18 protein-coding genes and 3 tRNA genes are annotated in these 16,612 nt (G+C 66.3%); 8 read left to right on the forward strand and 13 right to left on the reverse strand.

Annotated elements, in window-relative coordinates:
- Window positions 1-35 precede the first annotated feature (35 nt).
- Complete coding sequence (locus tag VG543_RS14385) at window positions 36-230, forward strand: hypothetical protein (protein ID WP_019660550.1); 195 nt, start codon at window positions 36-38, stop codon at window positions 228-230.
- A gap of 141 nt (window positions 231-371) precedes the next feature.
- Here the strand turns inward: VG543_RS14385 and VG543_RS14390 are convergent, their stop codons facing one another.
- Window positions 372-605 carry a DUF1653 domain-containing protein gene (locus VG543_RS14390; RefSeq protein ID WP_019660549.1) on the reverse strand — a complete coding sequence of 78 codons (234 nt, stop codon included), beginning with the start codon at window positions 603-605 and terminating at the stop codon, window positions 372-374.
- 12 nt (window positions 606-617) lie between these two features.
- Window positions 618-902, reverse strand: coding sequence for a hypothetical protein (locus tag VG543_RS14395; RefSeq protein WP_019660548.1), 285 nt, complete (start codon window positions 900-902; stop codon window positions 618-620).
- Window positions 903-1,303: 401 nt separating this feature from the next.
- On the opposite strand from VG543_RS14395, the gene VG543_RS14400 reads away from it, so the two are divergent.
- From VG543_RS14400 to VG543_RS14410, 3 genes are all read left to right on the forward strand, one after another.
- Entirely contained in the window at window positions 1,304-1,510 is a 207-nt protein-coding gene (locus VG543_RS14400) for a hypothetical protein (RefSeq protein ID WP_021202175.1), read from the forward strand.
- Window positions 1,511-1,643: 133 nt separating this feature from the next.
- Window positions 1,644-2,207, forward strand: coding sequence for a DUF3011 domain-containing protein (locus VG543_RS14405; protein WP_423178998.1), 564 nt, complete (start codon window positions 1,644-1,646; stop codon window positions 2,205-2,207).
- A gap of 168 nt (window positions 2,208-2,375) precedes the next feature.
- On the forward strand, window positions 2,376-2,579 hold the full coding sequence (locus VG543_RS14410) for a hypothetical protein (protein WP_005417823.1): 204 nt from the start codon (window positions 2,376-2,378) through the stop codon (window positions 2,577-2,579).
- A gap of 143 nt (window positions 2,580-2,722) precedes the next feature.
- On the opposite strand, the gene dxs is transcribed toward VG543_RS14410, so the two are convergent.
- The 8 genes from dxs to VG543_RS14450 form a co-directional block, all read right to left on the reverse strand.
- The gene (gene dxs / locus VG543_RS14415; protein ID WP_032953273.1) at window positions 2,723-4,630 is read right to left on the reverse strand and encodes a 1-deoxy-D-xylulose-5-phosphate synthase; all 1,908 of its coding nucleotides are present in this window, start codon (window positions 4,628-4,630) and stop codon (window positions 2,723-2,725) included.
- A 105-nt stretch (window positions 4,631-4,735) separates the two neighbouring features.
- Window positions 4,736-5,401 carry an HNH endonuclease gene (locus VG543_RS14420; protein WP_019660544.1) on the reverse strand — a complete coding sequence of 222 codons (666 nt, stop codon included), beginning with the start codon at window positions 5,399-5,401 and terminating at the stop codon, window positions 4,736-4,738.
- 411 nt (window positions 5,402-5,812) lie between these two features.
- Window positions 5,813-7,603, reverse strand: coding sequence for an acyl-CoA dehydrogenase C-terminal domain-containing protein (locus VG543_RS14425; protein WP_111098304.1), 1,791 nt, complete (start codon window positions 7,601-7,603; stop codon window positions 5,813-5,815).
- A 65-nt stretch (window positions 7,604-7,668) separates the two neighbouring features.
- Complete coding sequence (locus VG543_RS14430; protein WP_010486516.1) at window positions 7,669-8,145, reverse strand: LEA type 2 family protein; 477 nt, start codon at window positions 8,143-8,145, stop codon at window positions 7,669-7,671.
- A gap of 162 nt (window positions 8,146-8,307) precedes the next feature.
- Complete coding sequence (locus VG543_RS14435) at window positions 8,308-8,859, reverse strand: lipocalin family protein (protein ID WP_312544230.1); 552 nt, start codon at window positions 8,857-8,859, stop codon at window positions 8,308-8,310.
- Window positions 8,860-8,956: 97 nt separating this feature from the next.
- Entirely contained in the window at window positions 8,957-9,532 is a 576-nt protein-coding gene (locus VG543_RS14440; RefSeq protein WP_262213256.1) for a hypothetical protein, read from the reverse strand.
- A 99-nt stretch (window positions 9,533-9,631) separates the two neighbouring features.
- Window positions 9,632-9,707: transfer RNA gene (locus tag VG543_RS14445), tRNA-Phe, on the reverse strand.
- A gap of 71 nt (window positions 9,708-9,778) precedes the next feature.
- Window positions 9,779-9,854, reverse strand: a tRNA-Phe gene (locus VG543_RS14450).
- A 364-nt stretch (window positions 9,855-10,218) separates the two neighbouring features.
- Here VG543_RS14450 and VG543_RS14455 point away from each other — a divergent pair.
- Window positions 10,219-11,244 (forward strand): NADP-dependent oxidoreductase, encoded by a 1,026-nt coding sequence (locus tag VG543_RS14455; RefSeq protein ID WP_423178997.1) that lies wholly within the window; start codon window positions 10,219-10,221, stop codon window positions 11,242-11,244.
- Window positions 11,245-11,281: 37 nt separating this feature from the next.
- Here VG543_RS14455 and VG543_RS14460 read toward each other — a convergent pair whose 3' ends face one another.
- Entirely contained in the window at window positions 11,282-12,124 is an 843-nt protein-coding gene (locus VG543_RS14460) for a bifunctional transcriptional activator/DNA repair enzyme AdaA (protein ID WP_031269378.1), read from the reverse strand.
- A gap of 132 nt (window positions 12,125-12,256) precedes the next feature.
- On the opposite strand from VG543_RS14460, the gene VG543_RS14465 reads away from it, so the two are divergent.
- Complete coding sequence (locus VG543_RS14465; protein ID WP_111098301.1) at window positions 12,257-13,018, forward strand: SDR family oxidoreductase; 762 nt, start codon at window positions 12,257-12,259, stop codon at window positions 13,016-13,018.
- A 6-nt stretch (window positions 13,019-13,024) separates the two neighbouring features.
- Here VG543_RS14465 and VG543_RS14470 read toward each other — a convergent pair whose 3' ends face one another.
- The gene (locus VG543_RS14470; protein ID WP_171952867.1) at window positions 13,025-13,510 is read right to left on the reverse strand and encodes a hypothetical protein; all 486 of its coding nucleotides are present in this window, start codon (window positions 13,508-13,510) and stop codon (window positions 13,025-13,027) included.
- 159 nt (window positions 13,511-13,669) lie between these two features.
- On the opposite strand from VG543_RS14470, the gene VG543_RS14475 reads away from it, so the two are divergent.
- Entirely contained in the window at window positions 13,670-13,840 is a 171-nt protein-coding gene (locus tag VG543_RS14475; RefSeq protein ID WP_171952866.1) for a hypothetical protein, read from the forward strand.
- A 62-nt stretch (window positions 13,841-13,902) separates the two neighbouring features.
- On the opposite strand, the gene VG543_RS14480 is transcribed toward VG543_RS14475, so the two are convergent.
- Window positions 13,903-13,978, reverse strand: a tRNA-Ala gene (locus VG543_RS14480).
- 229 nt (window positions 13,979-14,207) lie between these two features.
- Here VG543_RS14480 and VG543_RS14485 point away from each other — a divergent pair.
- Complete coding sequence (locus VG543_RS14485) at window positions 14,208-16,538, forward strand: TonB-dependent receptor (protein ID WP_423178995.1); 2,331 nt, start codon at window positions 14,208-14,210, stop codon at window positions 16,536-16,538.
- The last annotated feature ends 74 nt before the right edge of the window (window positions 16,539-16,612 follow it).

The raw sequence follows: 16,612 nt of genomic DNA on the forward strand, positions 1-16,612 counted from the left end.
AGCGGGTAGGCCGTGGCCCAGCAGCCATTGGCAGCGTGCAGCGCGCCGCGTACCGTTGGCGTCGCCAGGATTCGGCCAGCATCGCACGCTTCCAGGACGTCAAGCGCAGGCAGCGCTGGTTCCATCGGGTTGCCCGCGCTTCGAAATCGCCGATCAGCGCGCCGGTGGCTTCATCCACCAGCAGCCAAGCCATTACGGCAGGCTACTTCGATGGTGGCCCGCAGCAGTGATTGGCGCACGCGGTCGGCTGCCTTGCAGCGCGAACAGGAGCGGATACCGGCGTGGCGGGAAGAAACCGACTGGACGGTACGACTGTAGCGCAGGCCCACCGCGTTGCCGCGCGCTGCCGGCCAAGGCCGGCAGCGGAGCCATCATGCGTCGATGCGGGCGAAACGCGGTTGCGGTCCGTGCTCGCCCGGCACCTGCTCGACGAACATGGCGTACGGGCGTACCCACAGGCCACCTTCGCCATACAGCGCGCGGTACAGCACCATCGGTTGCAGGGTCTCACTGCTGCGGACGATGTCGAGCACTTCGTACTCGCCGCCCTTGAAGTGGCGGTAGCGGCCCGGGGCCAGGGTGGGTAGCGGACTCAACTCAGCCATGGGCGGCGCGACTCACTTGCGCGCCGGGCTGGCCGGCTTCGCGCAGTAGGCATCGATGGCTTCGGCGGTGTTGGCCAGACCCTGTGCCTGCGCCAGTTCCCAAGGACGTTCGCAACGCTGGCTGTGCTCGCACCACTGGTAGCCGGCCGAACCGATGCAACCGTGGGCATCGCGGTCGCCACCGATCTTCGGCGTGGCAGGCGAAGTGGCCGCCGTATCGGCACGCGCAGCGGCCTGATGCTGGTTGGCACAGGCGGACAGCACCAGCAGGGCTGGAATCAGAAGAAGCGCTTTCATCGGGCGGGCTCCGTGCCTAAAGCGACAGTGTCTGCCGCAAATAGCCCTGCAGCAAGCGCTCAGTGCATGGCGGCGCGGATCAGTTCCTCGATCAGCACGAGGTAGCTGGCCACGAAGTAGAACTTCAGCAGCGTCCAACGCTGCTGCGAGAAGAAGGTGCGCATGTGGAAGGGGCCCCTGTTGGTGACGGTAGTGTGAAGCTCCGCCAACTCCGTGACAAGGGTCACGAAAGGGGACTCACTAAACGGCCTCGGGGATGTGATGGCGGGGCGCCCTGACAGCGCGGCGCGGCATTTTCGTACAAATCTGATGGGCCATCCCGGAGGCGATCGCTAGCCTGATGGGGTACCGGTGCTCAGGGCCTTCCGTCGCCGGCTTGACCCATTCCGCAGGAGTCTCCAATGGTCATTACCGTTCAATGCAATGCCCGGCACTGGTCCGTACTGGACCCGCAGGCGCATGACGCAACCCGTTATGCACGGGGCGCCGAGGCCTTCGATGTCGCCGCAGCGCGGGCCCAGGAGCACCACCGCCGCACCGGCCAGTGCAGCACGGTACGGGTCGAGGCGCTTGGCAATTCCGTGGACGCACTCCACTTCGGACGTTGACACCACCCGGCCGAGGTGCAGTCAGCCACGGTTGAGCTGTTTGAATGGGGAAAGAACCGCCTTGGGGGCGCCCCCTGTCCGCCGCGCCGCGAATCCCGGATGCTTGCGCCATCGTATTCATGTGGAGATTCCGATGGGCAAGGCACTCACCTGGCGCACCCTGGCCTGCACGCTGCTGCCGATGTTGGCCGCCGCAGGCGGCGCGCAGGCGCAGAGCTATGGCTACGGTTATGACGACGATCGCTATGGCGGTCGCGACGGCGGCGGCATCGTACGCTGCGAATCGATCAAGAACCGCAGCAATGAATGCCGCCTGGAAGGCCGTGCCCGGATGATCCGCCAGTTGTCCGGCTCGCCGTGCGTGGAAGGCGAGACCTGGGGGCAATCGCGCTACGGCGTCTGGGTCACCCAGGGCTGCCGTGCCGAGTTCGTCGGCGAGTACCGCCGCGGCGGTGGCTGGGGTGGTGGCCATGGCAACGGCTGGGGCAATGGTGGCAATGGCTGGGGCGGGGGCGAGGTGATCACCTGCCATTCCAACGGTCACCGCCCGGAATACTGCGATGCCCGCATCCGCCGTGGCGTGCGCCTGGTCCGCCAGGATTCACGCAGTGCCTGCATCGAAGGCCAGACCTGGGGCTGGGACCGCCGTGGCATCTGGGTCAGCGACGGCTGCCGGGCGCAGTTCCAGGTGAATTGAGCGCGCCCCTCGAAAATCAGAATAATCTGATACAGCTCACATTTTGAACGTCGTATCTTCTGCAAATCAGGGCACCCCTGTGTGCCCCTGATCCGTCGCGATGAAGTCTGCCGTAACCGGCACGCCCATCCCGCCACCGTCGATACGCTGCCTCAAGGAGTGAGCTGCATGTTGATCCGCCTGCAATGCGAGCAACGCCAATGGCGCGTGCTGCACCCGGACCGGCCCGAACCGATCGAGTTCCGCGACGGTGCCAGAGCCTATGATTTCGCCGAGACCCTTGCACGTCTCCACTTCGTCGACACCGGGCAGCGCGCTGCGGTGCGGGTGGAAGCCAGCGGCGCCTTCGTGGAAGCGGTCAGCTACGGCTGAGGGTTGGGGCTTCCGGCCAGATCCGGTTCTGGGACCCCGCTATCCACGCATGGCGTCGATCTACTTTGCATCTGGCGTGGGTCTGCGCCTCTGTTCCGCAGTAGATCCACGCCATGCGTGGATCCACGGAGTGGCAATCGGCCTCAGCCGGCCGCGCTGAGCGGCGGTGTGCCGGCGGCCAGCTGCGGCCAGCGCTTGAGCACCGCCGCGCGGATGCCCGCGGCATCGATACCGGCTTCGGCCAGCAGGTCTTCACGGCTGGCGTGGTGCTGGTAGCTGTCGGGCAGGCCCAGGTGCAGGATGGGGCGCAGCACGCCTTCGGCGTTGAGCAGCTCACCGACGCCGGAGCCGGCGCCACCGGCCACCACGTTGTCTTCGATCGTCACCAGGCCCTCGTGCTGGGCGGCCACAGCCAGCAACAGCTCGCGGTCCAGCGGCTTGATGAAACGCATGTTGACCACGCTCAGGCCCAGTTCGCGGCCGACCTGCTCGGCGGCGGCCACTGTGCTGCCGAAGGCCAGCAGGGCGATGCGGCTGCCCTGCAGGCGCAGCTCGCCCTTGCCGATCGGCAGGGTGGACAGGTCGGTGCCGGCAGCCACGCCGGTGCCGGTGCCACGCGGATAACGCACGGCTGCCGGGCCGGGGTGCTGCAGGCCGGTGCTGAGCATCTGCCGGCATTCTGCTTCGTTGGAGGGGGCCATCACCACCATGTTCGGCACGCAACGCAGGAAGCTCAGGTCGAGGTTGCCGGCATGGGTCGCGCCGTCCGGGCCGACCACGCCGGCGCGGTCGATCGCGAACAGCACATCCAGGTCCTGGATGGCCACGTCATGCACCAACTGGTCGTACGCGCGCTGCAGGAAGGTCGAGTAGATCGCCACCACCGGCTTGCCCCCCTGGGTCGCCATGCCGGCGGCGAGGGTGACCGCGTGCTGTTCGGCAATGGCCACGTCGAAGTAGCGCTGCGGGTATTCCTTGCTGAAACGCACCAGGCCGGAGCCTTCGCGCATCGCGGGGGTGATGCCGTACAGGCGCGGTTCGGCGGCGGCGGCATCGCACAGCCAGTCGCTGAACACATCGGTGTAGGTCGGCTTCTTGGCACCGGCCTTGGCCACCAGGCCCTTGTCCGGATCGAACGGACCCACCGCGTGGTAGCCGATCTGATCGCCTTCAGCCGGCTCGTAGCCCTTGCCCTTTGTCGTCATCACGTGCAGCAGCTTCGGGCCCTTGGAGGCGCGCAGCGTCTTCAGCGTGGACAGCAGGGCGGGCATGTCGTGGCCGTCGATCGGGCCGGTGTAGTGGAAACCCATTTCCTCGAACATCGTGGACGGCACGAACATGCCCTTCCAGTGTTCTTCCCAGCGCTTCACGAAGCGCGCCGGGTTGTTCTTCTTGTCACCGAGGATCTTCTTGCCGCCTTCGCGCAGCGCATTGAGCGTGCGGCTGCCGGTAGCACGGCCGAGCATCTTGGTCAGGCCGCCGACCGCCTCGGAGATCGACATGTTGTTGTCGTTGAGGATCACCAGCAGGTTCGGTTCCGGCTCCATGCCGCCGGCATGCATCAGCGCTTCGAACGCCATGCCGGCGGTCATCGCGCCGTCACCGATCACGGCCACGATCTTGCGGTCGTCGCCTTCGGACTGGCGGGCGATGGCCATGCCCAGTGCCGCCGAGATCGAGGTCGAGGAGTGGCCGACGCCGAAGGTGTCGTACTCGCTTTCCTCGCGCTTCGGGAACGGCGCGACGCCGTCCTTCTGCTTGACGGTATGGATCTCGTCGCGGCGGCCAGTCAGGATCTTGTGCGGGTAGGTCTGGTGACCCACGTCCCAGACCAGCTGATCGACCGGAGTCTGGTAGAGGTAGTGCAGGGCCACGGTGAGTTCGATCACGCCCAGGCCGGCGGCGAAGTGGCCGCCGCTCTTGCCCACCGATTCGATGAGGTAGGCGCGCAGTTCGTCGGCGACCGCCCTCAATTCGGATTCGTCGAACGTGCGAAGGTCATCCGGAGTCTGGATGCGCGCGAGGCGGGGATAGCGGGCAGAGTCGATCATCATGTTCGCACTTTTTCTGAACGCCCATTTTCGCCCTCAAACGGGGGTGGGGCAAGCAAACGCCGCCGCCCGTGACAGGACGGTGAGGGTTGCATTTTCGGGCGTTCAGGTGCTCAGTTTCGACCGCTTGGGCAATTGCGCCTTCAGGAAGGCCATCTGGTCGGCCAGGATGTTGCGGTTGGACAGGATCAGGTGCTCGATCCAGCTGGGCCGGTAGGGGACTGCCAGCAGGGGCATGCCGGCCTGCTGCGGGGTGCGGTCGCTCTTGCGCGAATTGCAGTGGAAGCAGGCGGTAACCACGTTTTCCCAGCAGTCCAGGCCGCCCTTGGACAGCGGCACGACGTGGTCGCGGGTGAGCGTGGGGCGGTTGAACTGCTGGCCGCAGTACATGCACAGATGGGCGTCGCGGGCGAACAGGGCCGGGTTGGTCAGGTTCGGTGTCGGATCGATCGCGCGGGAGCGGGCGTGGCCGCGGGCGGCAATGATCGGGTGCAGGTCCATGCCGCTCTGCAGGCCGCTGAAGCGGTTGGTACCGCCGTGGATGTGCAGGCAGGGATCGCCCAGCGTCCAGGCAACCGCTTCGCGCGCGTAGAGGCAGGCTGCGTCCTGCCAGGTGATCCAGTCCAGTACGCGTCCGTGGGCATCAAGCGAGAGCAGCCGGACCGAACCGGGGCGATGCAGCGTCGTGGCGTTGGGCGATGCTTCGGCGCCCGGAGCAGAAAGCGGAGCTCCGGCTTCGATCAGACCCAAGCGTGTAGTGTCTGTCTCCATCGGGAGAACAGCTTATACCTGAATGTTGACGATTTGTGTATCGCCTGTCGGCGATACGCAAATCGTCAACATTCAGGTCCGCGCATTCTTCCTAATCCCCGCGCCTGTCGGCGCGCCCCCTTTAACAAAAGGGGGCTCTTCTCCAGAGGGATTTCGGGGGTTTCCATCCACGCATGGCGTGGATCTACGGTGTCGACCAAGGTCGACAACTACCAGCAGCAGAAATCTGTCGAGGGCGGGATGGGTCCGGTTGCGGGGGCGTGAGCGCCATGGATGGCGCGACCGAGGCTACAGGGACGTACTTGCGCCGTCCCCCGCAATTGGACCCACCTCGCCATCCCGCAGGAAGCCGGCTGTTGCGGTTGCCGGCCAGCGGCCGGCACTACCGCGGGTGCCGGGCGGCAGCCCGGCTCAGGCGCCGAAGCGCTCGTCGTCCATTGCCATCAGCGGGGCGGCGCCGGCCTGGATGGCGGCGGCGTGGCTGAGGGTGCGCGGCAGCACGCGGGCGAAGTAGAAGCGCGCGGTTTCGCGCTTGCCCTGGGCGAAAGCGGCACCGTGCGCGCTGGCATCGGCGGCGGCCACGCTGCGGGCCCACCAGTAGGCCAGCACCACGTAACCCGAATAGAACAGGTAGTCGTAGCTGGCTGCGCCCAGTTCGTCCGGATTGCCGGCCGCGCGCTGCAGCACGTCCATCGTCAGCTTGCCCCATTCGGCGGCCTTGGCGCGCAGCGGGCCAATGAACTCGGCCAGCGCTTCGTTGCCCTCGTGTTCCTTGGCGAAGGCTTCGATCTCGGCCAGCATCAGCTTCAGGCCGGCGCCCTGGCTGGAGGCGGTCTTGCGGCCGATCAGGTCCAGCGCCTGGATGCCGGTGGTGCCTTCATACAGCGTGGTGATGCGCGCATCGCGGGCCAGCTGTTCCATGCCGTGTTCGCGGATGTAGCCGTGGCCACCGAAGCACTGCAGGGCGTTGTAAGTGTTCTCGATGCCCCATTCGGTCTGGCAGGCCTTCGAGATGGGCGTGAGGAAGCTCACCAGGGTGTCGGCGCGCTCGCGCTCGGCGGCATCGCCGGCATGGTGGGCAATGTCGATCAGGGTGGCAGCGTGCAGCGCCAGCAGGCGGCTGCCTTCGACCAGCGACTTCACCGTCAGCAGCATGCGTCGCACATCCGGGTGGACCAGGATCGGGTCGGCCGGCTTGTCCGGGAACCTGGCGCCACTCAGGGCGCGCGACTGCAGGCGCTCACGGCTGTACTTCAGTGCGTTCTGGTAGGCGCGCTCGGACAGGCCGATGCCCTGCAGGCCAACGCCCAGGCGCGCGGTGTTCATCATGGTGAACATCGCCTGCAGGCCCTTGTGCGGCTGGCCGACCAGGTAGCCCTGTGCGCCATCGAAGTTCATCACGCAGGTGACCGACCCCTTGATGCCCATCTTGTGCTCGATCGAGCCGCAGCGCAGTGCGTTGCGCTCGCCGACGTTACCTTCGCGGTCGACCTTGAACTTGGGGGTGACGAACAGCGAGATGCCCTTGGCGCCCGGAGGGGCGTCGGGCAGCTTGGCCAGCACCAGGTGCACGATGTTGCCGGTCAGGTCGTGCTCGCCGGCGGTGATGAAGATCTTGGTGCCGGTGATCGCGTAGCTGCCATCGGCATTCGGCTCGGCCTTGGTCTTCAGCAGGCCCAGGTCGGTGCCGCAGTGCGGTTCGGTCAGGCACATGGTGCCGGTCCAGCGGCCTTCGATCAGCGGCTTGAGGAAGGCCTCGTGCTGCCAGGCTTCGCCGTGCTGCTTCAGCGCTTCGATGGCGCCGTGCGAGAGCAGCGGGAAGTTGCCCCACGCCAGGTTGGCGGCGTTGATCATTTCGTTGAGCGGCACGCCCAGGGTGTGCGGCAGGCCCTGCCCACCCAGTTCCGGCGAGGCGGTCAGGCCGGTCCAGCCGCCATCGACGAACTGGTCGTAGGCCTGCTTGAAGCCGGGCGGGGTGGTCACTTCACCGGTGGCCTGGTCGAGCACGCAGCCGATCTCGTCGCCGACGCTGTTGAGCGGGGCCAGCACGGTGGCGCTGAAGCGGCCGGCTTCTTCCAGCACGGCATCGACCACGTCGGCGGTGGCGTCGGTGAAGCCCAGGCGGGCGAACAGGGGCTCGACCTTGAGCACATCGTGCAGGGCGAAACGGAGGTCGGAAAGCGGGGCGGTGTAGCTGCTCATCGGTACGTCTCGGTTTGATCAGGGCAGGGGAGAGTGGCGCCAGGCGCCGCGACGGAAGGTGGAAATCAGCGCAGCACGCCCGGCAGGCCGGGCGCCTGGTTGAGGGTGCTGCGGCTGCTGATATCGAAGCTGCGCTGCTTCTTTTCCTGCGGCGTGGCCGCCACCGTTCCCTTCAGGCCGTAAGCCAGGGTGCGGTTGCTGGCCAGCGCGTCGGCCACCACCAGGCGTGCGGCCGAGCTGGGCACGAGGTCAACATTGATGACATCGGCTGAGGTGCCGCCAATGGAGATGCCCGGCTTGGCCTGCAGGGTGCCGGCGTCGCTGTCGCCGACGGTCAGCGCCAGCGCGACGTCATCGAAGGTCATGGGCATGGAGCTGTAGTTCTGCAGGCGCAGGGCCACGGTCCAGTTGCCGTCGGCGCGCACGGTCAGCTGCTGGAGGCTGGCCGCCGGTTCCGAAACACGCTTGACGATGCCGTTGTTGCAGGCAACAAGGGCGAGGGTGCACAGGACGATCAAGGCGATACGGAAACGGTGGAGCATGGGCGCAGTTCCTCTGAAGGGGTGCGTTGGATAAGCATACTACGGCGTATGGTCGTTTGGATCGCCTGTGGCGACCCGTCGCAGAGGGTAGCGCGTGAAGATGGCGGCCGGGCGTGCGCGGCGCCGGATGGCGCGCGCGTGGTGCGCCGGATGCGGGGAGGTTCAGTCGGCGGGTGTATCGCGAATCGGGGCCATCAGGCGCAGCGGGCCGAGGTCGTAGCCCATCGTCTCGGCCTTGGCTTTCAGCTGTTCGAACTGGGCGCGATCCATTTCCGGCAGGCGCGAGAGGATCCACAGGTACTTTCGGTCCGGTTCACCGACCAACGCCCACTGATAGTCCGGGTCCAGTGCCAGGACCCAGTAGTCGGCCCAGACCAGTGGCACCCAGCTCAGCCAGTCCGGAACGAATCGCACCTGCAACTGGCCGGGATGGCCGGCAACCGGGCGCGCCACGCCTTCAGCAACCACGCGTTCTCCGTCGCCGTTGCGGCAGGCATTGGTGACGCTGATGCGGCCATCGCGGCGCAGCCCGTAGTTGGCGGTGATATCGCCCACGCATTGCTTCTGGAACGAAACCGGAAGATGCGCAATCTCGTGCCACTGGCCGGCATAGCGGTCAATATCCAGCGCGTCGACCGCGCGCACCGGCTCGGCGGCCAAGGCCGGGCAGGTGGCGAGCAGCAGGAATGCGAGCAGGGCAGGGCGCAGAGGCATCGGCGTACTCCGTTCAGGAGTCCTGAGCTTAGGCGAGCGGCCAAGGCCACGTGTAAAGGTTCCATGCGCCGGCAACCATTGCCGCCGACTTTTGCAACTACTGCTCGAACGGGCGTTGACTGCGCTCGTCGCCGTCAAAAGTAAGCGTTCGCGTATGCAGCGTGCCGCTGCTCATATCCCATTTGAAGGTGTCCAGCCCTCCGCCGCCGGTTCCCTTGGAATGCAGGCGTACTGCGCCGCGGGTCAGATTGTCGGTGAGCAGCAGTTGCGCGGAGCCGTCGGCGTCCACACGGAGTCCGGCCCGGTCCCGCCACCGGTCCTCGCCCTGTCCCTTCGGGGCATCCAGGGCAAGAGCGACGCTGTCGTCCTCGAATGTACTCAGGCCGCCTCGCTCGGCGCCGGAAGCATCGAAAATCAGGATGCCCGCGGCGCGGCTTCGTCGCCCGTCTTCTGCGCTGTCCTGGCCAATCTCCACCCGCACCACGCCGTGCTCGTCGAGTACCTGCAGCTGCCGCGTGCTCAAATGATCGACGTGTAATGGGGCATCGCGCTGCGAAAGCAGCCAGGCCGTGACTGCGGCCAGGCCCAGCAACAACATGGACAGCCCGGCAACCAGCCAGTGCAGGCGTCGCAGCGATTGCTGCAGTTGGGGTAGAGAAGGTGCCTCATCCATGTCATCAGTGCTCCATACAGTGGACCAAGGACAGTACTACAGAGCCGGCAGGCACGGTCACGCAAAAAAAAGACCTGCATTTCTGCAGGTCTCTGAAGATGGTGGCCGAAGACGGAATCGAACCGCCGACACGGGGATTTTCAATCCCCTGCTCTACCAACTGAGCTACTCGGCCAAACTGTGTGGCAATCACGATCAACTGCGATTCCCGAAAAAAAGACCCGCATTTCTGCAGGCTGTCGAACGTGGTGGCCGAGGACGGAATCGAACCGCCGACACGGGGATTTTCAATCCCCTGCTCTACCAACTGAGCTACTCGGCCACGTAGTTCATTGCAGCGAGGTCGCTGCCAAGGACGCGCATATTACGGAGGTCAGTCGCCTACGGCAAGCATTTTGGCAAAAAACCTTCACATTGCCGTCTGCGCAGGCGCAAGTACTTGATCCGCCGTCGCGGGGCGGGGGCGCGCTGGATGCCGATTCATCCGGGCGCGGCGGCGCGGTGATCATCGCCTGCGGCGGAATTCAGCGGGCCACGGTGATCGACAAAAGCGGTGTGGCGGGGCCAGCGCGTGGACGGCACCGACACCTGACATGGAACGCTGTTTTCGTGACCGCCATTGGGGCACGCTGCGGCGTAGTGTCGGCGTTCTCTTCCTGACGCTGGCAACAGCAGAGATCGTCGTCATGTCCGACTCATCGACCACCACCCGCATCGTGCTGGCGTCGCGTCCGCTGGGGGCGCCTACTGCAGCCAATTTCCGCTTGGAGCATGCCGCGCTGCCGCCCTTGGGCGACGGCGAGGTGCTGCTGCGCAATCGCTACCTCTCACTGGATCCGTACATGCGTGGACGCATGGACGAGGGCCCGTCGTACGCCGCGCCGGTGGCGGTGGGCGCGGTGATGGAAGGGCAGACCGTGGCCGAGGTGCTGCAGTCCAACGCCGAGGGTGTAGCTGCAGGTGAGCTGGTGCTGGCGCCGGGTGGCTGGCAGACCCACGCGGTGCTGCCGGCCACGGCACTGGGGCGCCGCCTGGACCCGGCCGGACTGCCGCTGAGTACGGCGCTGGGGGTATATGGCATGCCCGGCTTCACCGCCTATTCCAGCCTGCATGAAATCGCCCGTCTGAAGCCGGGCGAGACGCTGGTGGTGGCTGCCGCAACGGGGCCGGTCGGCGCGACCGTAGCGCAGCTGGCCAAGCTGCAGGGCGCGCGCGTAGTGGCTATCGCTGGTGGCGAGGCCAAGCGTGCCTATCTGCAGACGCTGGGCGTGGACGTGGCGCTGGATCATCGCGCCGCTGATTTCGCCGCGCAGCTGCGCGCGGCGGTACCTGCCGGCATCGACGTGTACTTCGAGAATGTCGGTGGCCATGTGCTGGATGCAGTGCTGCCGCTGCTCAACAACTTCGCCCGCATTCCGGTGTGCGGCACCATCGCCACCTACAACGAGCGGGGCGTCGAGCAGCCCGGCCCGGACCGGTTGCCGGCACTGTTCAGCCAGATCCTGCGCCAGCGCCTGACCGTGCGTGGCTTCATCGTGCACGACTTCAACCATCTGTGGCCGGACTTCGAACGTGAGATGCGGCAGTGGCTGCGCGAAGGCCGCATCCAGTACCGCGAGGATGTGGTGGAAGGGCTGGAGAATGCGCCAGAGGCGTTCTTCGGGCTGCTGCAGGGACGCAACTTCGGCAAGCTGGTGGTGAAGCTGGATTGAGGGCTTGGCGGTGTGCCGACCAAGGTCGGCACCCACTTCAGGCAGTCGAGGCCTTTTCCCTGCGCAGCAGTTCGCGCTTGCGTGCCACGCCCCAGGCATAGCCGGACAGGTCGCCGTCGCGGCGCACCACGCGGTGGCAGGGGACTGCCACCGCCAGTGGATTGCTGGCGCAGGCGCGAGCCACCGCACGGCTTGATCGCGGCGCACCGATACGCGCAGCGACATCCGCATAGGAGGCGGTTTGTCCGCGCGGGATCTGTTGCAGCGCCTGCCACACCCGTTGCTGGAATGCGGTGCCGCGGATATCCAGCGGCAGCGTGGCGCCCCGCGAAGGATCCTCGACCAGGCCCACGACCTGCGCCACCAGTTGCTCATAGCCCTGGTCGGCGCCAATCAGTTCGGCCTGGCGGAAGCGTTGCTGCAATGACTGCAGCAGCGTCTCCGGATCGTCGCCGAGCAGTATCGCGACCACGCCAGTGGCACTGCTGGCCACCAGCACGCTGCCCAGTGAACTTTCGGCAAGCGCGAAGTGGATGACTTCGCCGCGACCACCTGCGCGCCATTGCTTGGGCGTCATGCCCAGCAACTTCGGTGCGTTCTCGTAGAAGCGCCCACTGGAACCGAAGCCGGCATCATGGAAGGCATCGGTGATGCGTTCCTGCTGTTCAAGCCCGGTGCGCAGGCGGTCGGCGCGCAGCGCGGCAGCGTACTGCTTGGGGGTCAACCCTGTGGCCTGCTTGAACAGGCGGTGCAGCCGGGTCGGGCTGCAGCCGGCGATGTCGGCCAGTTCCTGCAGTGAGGGTTCGTCGAGGCTGGTCTGCAGGTGGCGGCAGACCCGTTCGACGCGGGCATCGAGGGCGGTGGTGGCGGTGCTGTCCATGGCCGGATTCTGGCACGCGCCGGTTCTGCGGAAACTCCGTTTCCTGCACCGACGGGCCAGGCCCGGAAACGGAGTGTTGGCAGGCCGAAGGCGCGGCATCGTGGCGGCCACTTCACAACCGGCACCACGACCATGCGCCTGAACAACAAGATCGCTCTCATCACCGGTGCCAGCGCTGGCATTGGCCGCGCCAGCGCGCTGCGCTTCGCCGCCGAAGGGGCGAAGCTGGTGCTCAACGCACGGCGGCCGGAGCCGCTGCAGGCGCTGGTCGAGCAGATTCGCGCCGCCGGTGGCGAAGCCGTGGCGCATGCCGCTGACGTGGCTGACCCGGGCACGGCACAAGCGCTGGTCGATCTGGCCCAGCAGTCCTTCGGCGGCCTGGACATCGCGCTCAACAATGCCGGCATGCTCGGGCCGGGCGTGCCGGCAGCGGAGTTCCCGGTGGACGCTTGGCGTGAAGTGATGGCCACCAATCTGGATGCCGCGTTCCATGCCGCACGTGCGCAGTTGCCGGCACTGCTGGCGCGCGGCGGCGGCTCGCTGGTGTTCGTTGGCACTTTCGTCGGTCACACCGTGGGATTCCCGGGCATGGCGGCCTATGCGTCGAGCAAGGCCGGGCTGATCGGCCTGAGCCAGGTGATCGCCGCCGAATACGGTGCGCGCGGCGTACGCAGCAATGTGCTGCTGCCCGGTGGTACCGATACCGAGATGGGCCGGCAGGCGGCGCCCACCGGCGATGCACGTGACTTCGTGCGCTCGCTGCACGCACTCAAGCGCTTGGCCGAGCCGGAGGAGATCGCCAATGCGGCGCTGTTCCTGGCCAGCGATGAAAGCAGTTTCGTTACCGGTACCGCGATGCGTGTGGAGGGCGGGGTATCGATTACCCGCACCTGAGGACGGTCACCGACGTGGCCGGTAGCGGATACCGCTGCTGGCCATGAAGCCCTTCGGATCGAAACGGGCCCATGCCTCGCCCCAGTCGAAGCGGGCGTGGCCGCCGGCCAGTTTGCGCCCCAGCGCCGCACCCAGCGTGCGGCGCATGAAGGCGACTTCGGCATCGATTGCCGCCTGGGTCGGCCAGCCGTCTTCCAACGTCGCACCGGGTAGATCGACGCCCATCGTCACCATGTTGAGCTGTTGCCCGAAGAAGCACAGGCTGATGCCAGCGGGCGCGCCGCCCAGGCTGAGCTGGTGCAGGCTGAGCCAGACGTAGCCGGTGCCGACATCGCGCTCCCCTCGGACCAGCGGGGCAAAGGCGGCACGCGCTTCGTCCAGTAACAAGGTGGGGCCGATCAATGCTGGCAGGTTGCCGAGCTGGATGCTGCCGTCGGTCGCATTGAGGAGCATCGGCAACGCGTGGGCTGCGTGCTGGGCAGAGGAGGGCATGGCACACCGGTGAGCGTGGTGCCCCGGATTCTGGCTGGGCGGGGCGGTGGCGGCAAGCCGCTTCCTGCACAGGATGTTGGCGCGGGACTGACCTGCGGCTCACCCGGCAACCTCTAGCGTGGTGGCAGCGCTGGCCTGCTGCCGGCGAGGGAGTTTTCGATGAACGAGCAAAGCAGGGATCAGGACCCGAAGCAGGGCATCCAGGAAAGCCGCCAGGACAGGAAGCAGGACGATGTGGCCAAGCAGCGGCCGGGGCAGCGCGATCAACAGGTGCGTGATACGCACTCGCGCGGCCCGCAACGCAAGGATGGAGAACAGGAGCCGGCCTGAGCCGGAGGCGCTGAAAAGAAAAAACCCGCAGATCATGGAGATCTACGGGTTCTTCTGAAAAGTGGTGGAGCCAAGGAGGATCGAACTCCTGACCTCGTCATTGCGAACGACGCGCTCTCCCAGCTGAGCTATGGCCCCACGGCAGGACTCAAGTGTAGCCAAGTGGCCGCGCCTTGCCAAGCCGATCCGGGACGCCGGACGACGCGGCGTGAGCGCGCGCAATGGTGCCGAAACCGTTCGGTTCGCCGCGGCGGGGTCCGCGCAACGAAATCGTAACAATTTGGGGGATAATGGCCGCTTGCGCAGTTCTCCTCCCTTTTGCCGCCCGGCTCGCGCAGGCCGCACGGACGCCTCCTCAGAGCATTCCATGCCCTCCCATTCCGATTCCCGCCGCCTGTCGGGTCTGTCGTCTTCCTTTGTTTCCTTCCGCCGTCACCCGCTGGCCCTGGCCTGTGCTGGCCTGGCCCTGGCGGGCAGCTTCGGTGCCGCCGCGCAGGACAGTGCGCCGACCCCGACCGGCCTGGACACGATCACCGTGACCGCCGAACACCGTGAGCAGAACCTGCAGGAAGTGCCGGTCTCGGTGGGTGTGGTGCAGGGGGAGCGCATGCGCGACTTCACCGCCGGCGGCGACGACACCCTGCTGGCACTGTCCGGCCGCGTGCCGAGCCTGTATGCGGAAACCACCACCGGCCGCATCTTCCCGCGCTTCTACATCCGCGGCCTGGGCAACATCGACTTCTACCTGGGAGCCTCGCAGCCGGTGTCGATCATCCAGGACGACGTGGTGCTGGAGCACGTGGTGCTGAAGTCCAACCCGGTCTATGACGTAGACCAGGTGGAAGTGCTGCGCGGCCCGCAGGGCTCGCTGTTCGGCCGCAACACCACCGCCGGCATCGTCAAGTTCGACACCCTGAAGCCGACCCAGGACTACACCGGCCGCGTCAGCGCCAGCTACGCCACCTACAACAGCGTGTCGATCGACGGCGGCTTCGGCGGCCCGATCAACGACATCGCCTCGTTCCGCGTGTCGGCGCTGTACCAGCACCGCGATGACTACGTCGACAACACCTACAAGGGCCCGAGCGCCGATGGCACGGTCAGCCCGAAGAAGAACGCCATGGGCGGCTTCGACGACCGCAACGTGCGCGCCCAGCTGCTGCTGACCCCGAGCGACCAGTTCTCGATCCTGGCCTCGGCCCACGCCCGCGACTATGAAGGCACCTCGACCCTGTTCCTGCGCGGTGCGCTGACCAAGGGCTCGAACAAGACCGACGTGCCGCGCGACAAGGTCGCCTACGACGAGGCCGACAACAACCCGCAGGCCTACAAGACCTACGGCGGCTCGGTGAAGGCACGCTACGACTTCGGTGCGATCGACTTCACCTCGATCACCGCCTACGAGACCACTTCCGGTTACAGCCGTGGCGACACCGACGGCGGTGCTGCGGTGAACTTCCCGGTCAACGGCGTGCCGAACGGCTACGGCCAGTCGATGGGCCGCATCCGCGACCTGGACCAGTGGACCCAGGAATTCCGCTTGGCCAGCCATGACGACCGCGCGCTGCAGTGGCAGGCCGGTGCGTTCTACTTCAACGGCAGCGACACCACCGACTTCTACCAGCGCGCGTGGTTCCTGCAGGGCCCGGCACGTAACCCGAACAACTGGGTGCGCCTGCGCAACAAGAACACCTCGTGGGCCGGTTTCGGCCAGCTGAGCTATGCCTTCACCGACAAGTTCACCGTTACCGCCGGCCTGCGCCAGACCCGGGACGAGAAGCACACCCGCCTGCTGAAGACGGCTGACACTGCCGCTGGCGTGGTCACCTACAAGGGCCGCACCGACGTCAAGATGTCCGACACCACCCCGAGCTGGGATCTGAGCGCGATGTATCAGGTCACGCCGGACGTGAGCGTCTATGCCAAGGTCGCCCGCGGCTTCCGCGGCCCGACCATCCAGGGCCGCTCGGCCGTGTTCAATGCCGACTTCACCACCGCCGATTCCGAGACCATCCTGTCCTGGGAAGCAGGAGTGAAGAGCAGCCTGTGGGACAACCGCCTGCGCTTGAATGCCACCGCGTTCACCTACACCGTCAACGACATCCAGCTCAACGGCAACGACTCGGACGGCAACGGCGTGCTGTTCAACGCCGACAAGGCCAAGGCCTATGGCTTCGAAGCCGACATGGAACTGCGCCCGATCCCGAACCTGACCCTGAGCGCCGGCCTGAGCCTGCTGCACAGCGAAATCAAGGACAAGCGCGTCTACGCGCAGGTCTGCGGCCTCAACGGCCAGGTGGTGTGCACGGTGAATGACCCGACCATCAAGGTCGGCGCCAACACCTTCGCGCAGATCGACGGCAACCCGCTGCCGAACGCACCGAAGTACAACGTGAACCTGGCTGCCCGCTACGACTTCCCGGTCAGCGACGCTGGCACCATGTTCGTGTCCACCGACTGGAACAAGCAGGGTTACACCAGCTTCGTGCTGTACGACAGCAAGGAGTTCAACTCCAAGGGTGACTTCGAAGGTGGCCTGAAGATCGGCTACTCGGGCAACTACGGTGCCTACGAAGTTGCGCTGTTCGCGCGCAACATCACCAACGAGAAGAACCTCAAGGGTGTGATCGAGAACTACATGGCGGCGGTCTACAACGAACCGCGCACCGTGGGTGTCTCGCTGAACATGAACTGGTAAGCCTTACCCCGTCGTGTACCGGAAACGGCGCTCATCGAGCGCCGTTTTTCGTTGCTGGCCAGGCATCATCCGTG

Origin of the sequence: Stenotrophomonas sp. CASM101 (assembly GCF_049384845.1) — a bacterium.
In the GTDB taxonomy this organism is placed as follows: Bacteria; Pseudomonadota; Gammaproteobacteria; order Xanthomonadales; family Xanthomonadaceae; genus Stenotrophomonas; species Stenotrophomonas hibiscicola.

What these genes read in the sequence shown, in the direction of transcription:
- VG543_RS14390 (WP_019660549.1), bottom strand. Translation starts at nt 605, where the DNA reads ATGGCTGAGTTGAGTCCGCTACCCACCCTGGCCCCGGGCCGCTACCGC.
- VG543_RS14395 (WP_019660548.1), bottom strand. Translation starts at nt 902, where the DNA reads ATGAAAGCGCTTCTTCTGATTCCAGCCCTGCTGGTGCTGTCCGCCTGT.
- VG543_RS14400 (WP_021202175.1), top strand. Translation starts at nt 1,304, where the DNA reads ATGGTCATTACCGTTCAATGCAATGCCCGGCACTGGTCCGTACTGGAC.
- VG543_RS14405 (WP_423178998.1), top strand. Translation starts at nt 1,644, where the DNA reads ATGGGCAAGGCACTCACCTGGCGCACCCTGGCCTGCACGCTGCTGCCG.
- VG543_RS14410 (WP_005417823.1), top strand. Translation starts at nt 2,376, where the DNA reads ATGTTGATCCGCCTGCAATGCGAGCAACGCCAATGGCGCGTGCTGCAC.
- dxs (WP_032953273.1), bottom strand. Translation starts at nt 4,630, where the DNA reads ATGATCGACTCTGCCCGCTATCCCCGCCTCGCGCGCATCCAGACTCCG.
- VG543_RS14420 (WP_019660544.1), bottom strand. Translation starts at nt 5,401, where the DNA reads ATGGAGACAGACACTACACGCTTGGGTCTGATCGAAGCCGGAGCTCCG.
- VG543_RS14425 (WP_111098304.1), bottom strand. Translation starts at nt 7,603, where the DNA reads ATGAGCAGCTACACCGCCCCGCTTTCCGACCTCCGTTTCGCCCTGCAC.
- VG543_RS14430 (WP_010486516.1), bottom strand. Translation starts at nt 8,145, where the DNA reads ATGCTCCACCGTTTCCGTATCGCCTTGATCGTCCTGTGCACCCTCGCC.
- VG543_RS14435 (WP_312544230.1), bottom strand. Translation starts at nt 8,859, where the DNA reads ATGCCTCTGCGCCCTGCCCTGCTCGCATTCCTGCTGCTCGCCACCTGC.
- VG543_RS14440 (WP_262213256.1), bottom strand. Translation starts at nt 9,532, where the DNA reads ATGGATGAGGCACCTTCTCTACCCCAACTGCAGCAATCGCTGCGACGC.
- VG543_RS14455 (WP_423178997.1), top strand. Translation starts at nt 10,219, where the DNA reads ATGTCCGACTCATCGACCACCACCCGCATCGTGCTGGCGTCGCGTCCG.
- VG543_RS14460 (WP_031269378.1), bottom strand. Translation starts at nt 12,124, where the DNA reads ATGGACAGCACCGCCACCACCGCCCTCGATGCCCGCGTCGAACGGGTC.
- VG543_RS14465 (WP_111098301.1), top strand. Translation starts at nt 12,257, where the DNA reads ATGCGCCTGAACAACAAGATCGCTCTCATCACCGGTGCCAGCGCTGGC.
- VG543_RS14470 (WP_171952867.1), bottom strand. Translation starts at nt 13,510, where the DNA reads ATGCCCTCCTCTGCCCAGCACGCAGCCCACGCGTTGCCGATGCTCCTC.
- VG543_RS14475 (WP_171952866.1), top strand. Translation starts at nt 13,670, where the DNA reads ATGAACGAGCAAAGCAGGGATCAGGACCCGAAGCAGGGCATCCAGGAA.
- VG543_RS14485 (WP_423178995.1), top strand. Translation starts at nt 14,208, where the DNA reads ATGCCCTCCCATTCCGATTCCCGCCGCCTGTCGGGTCTGTCGTCTTCC.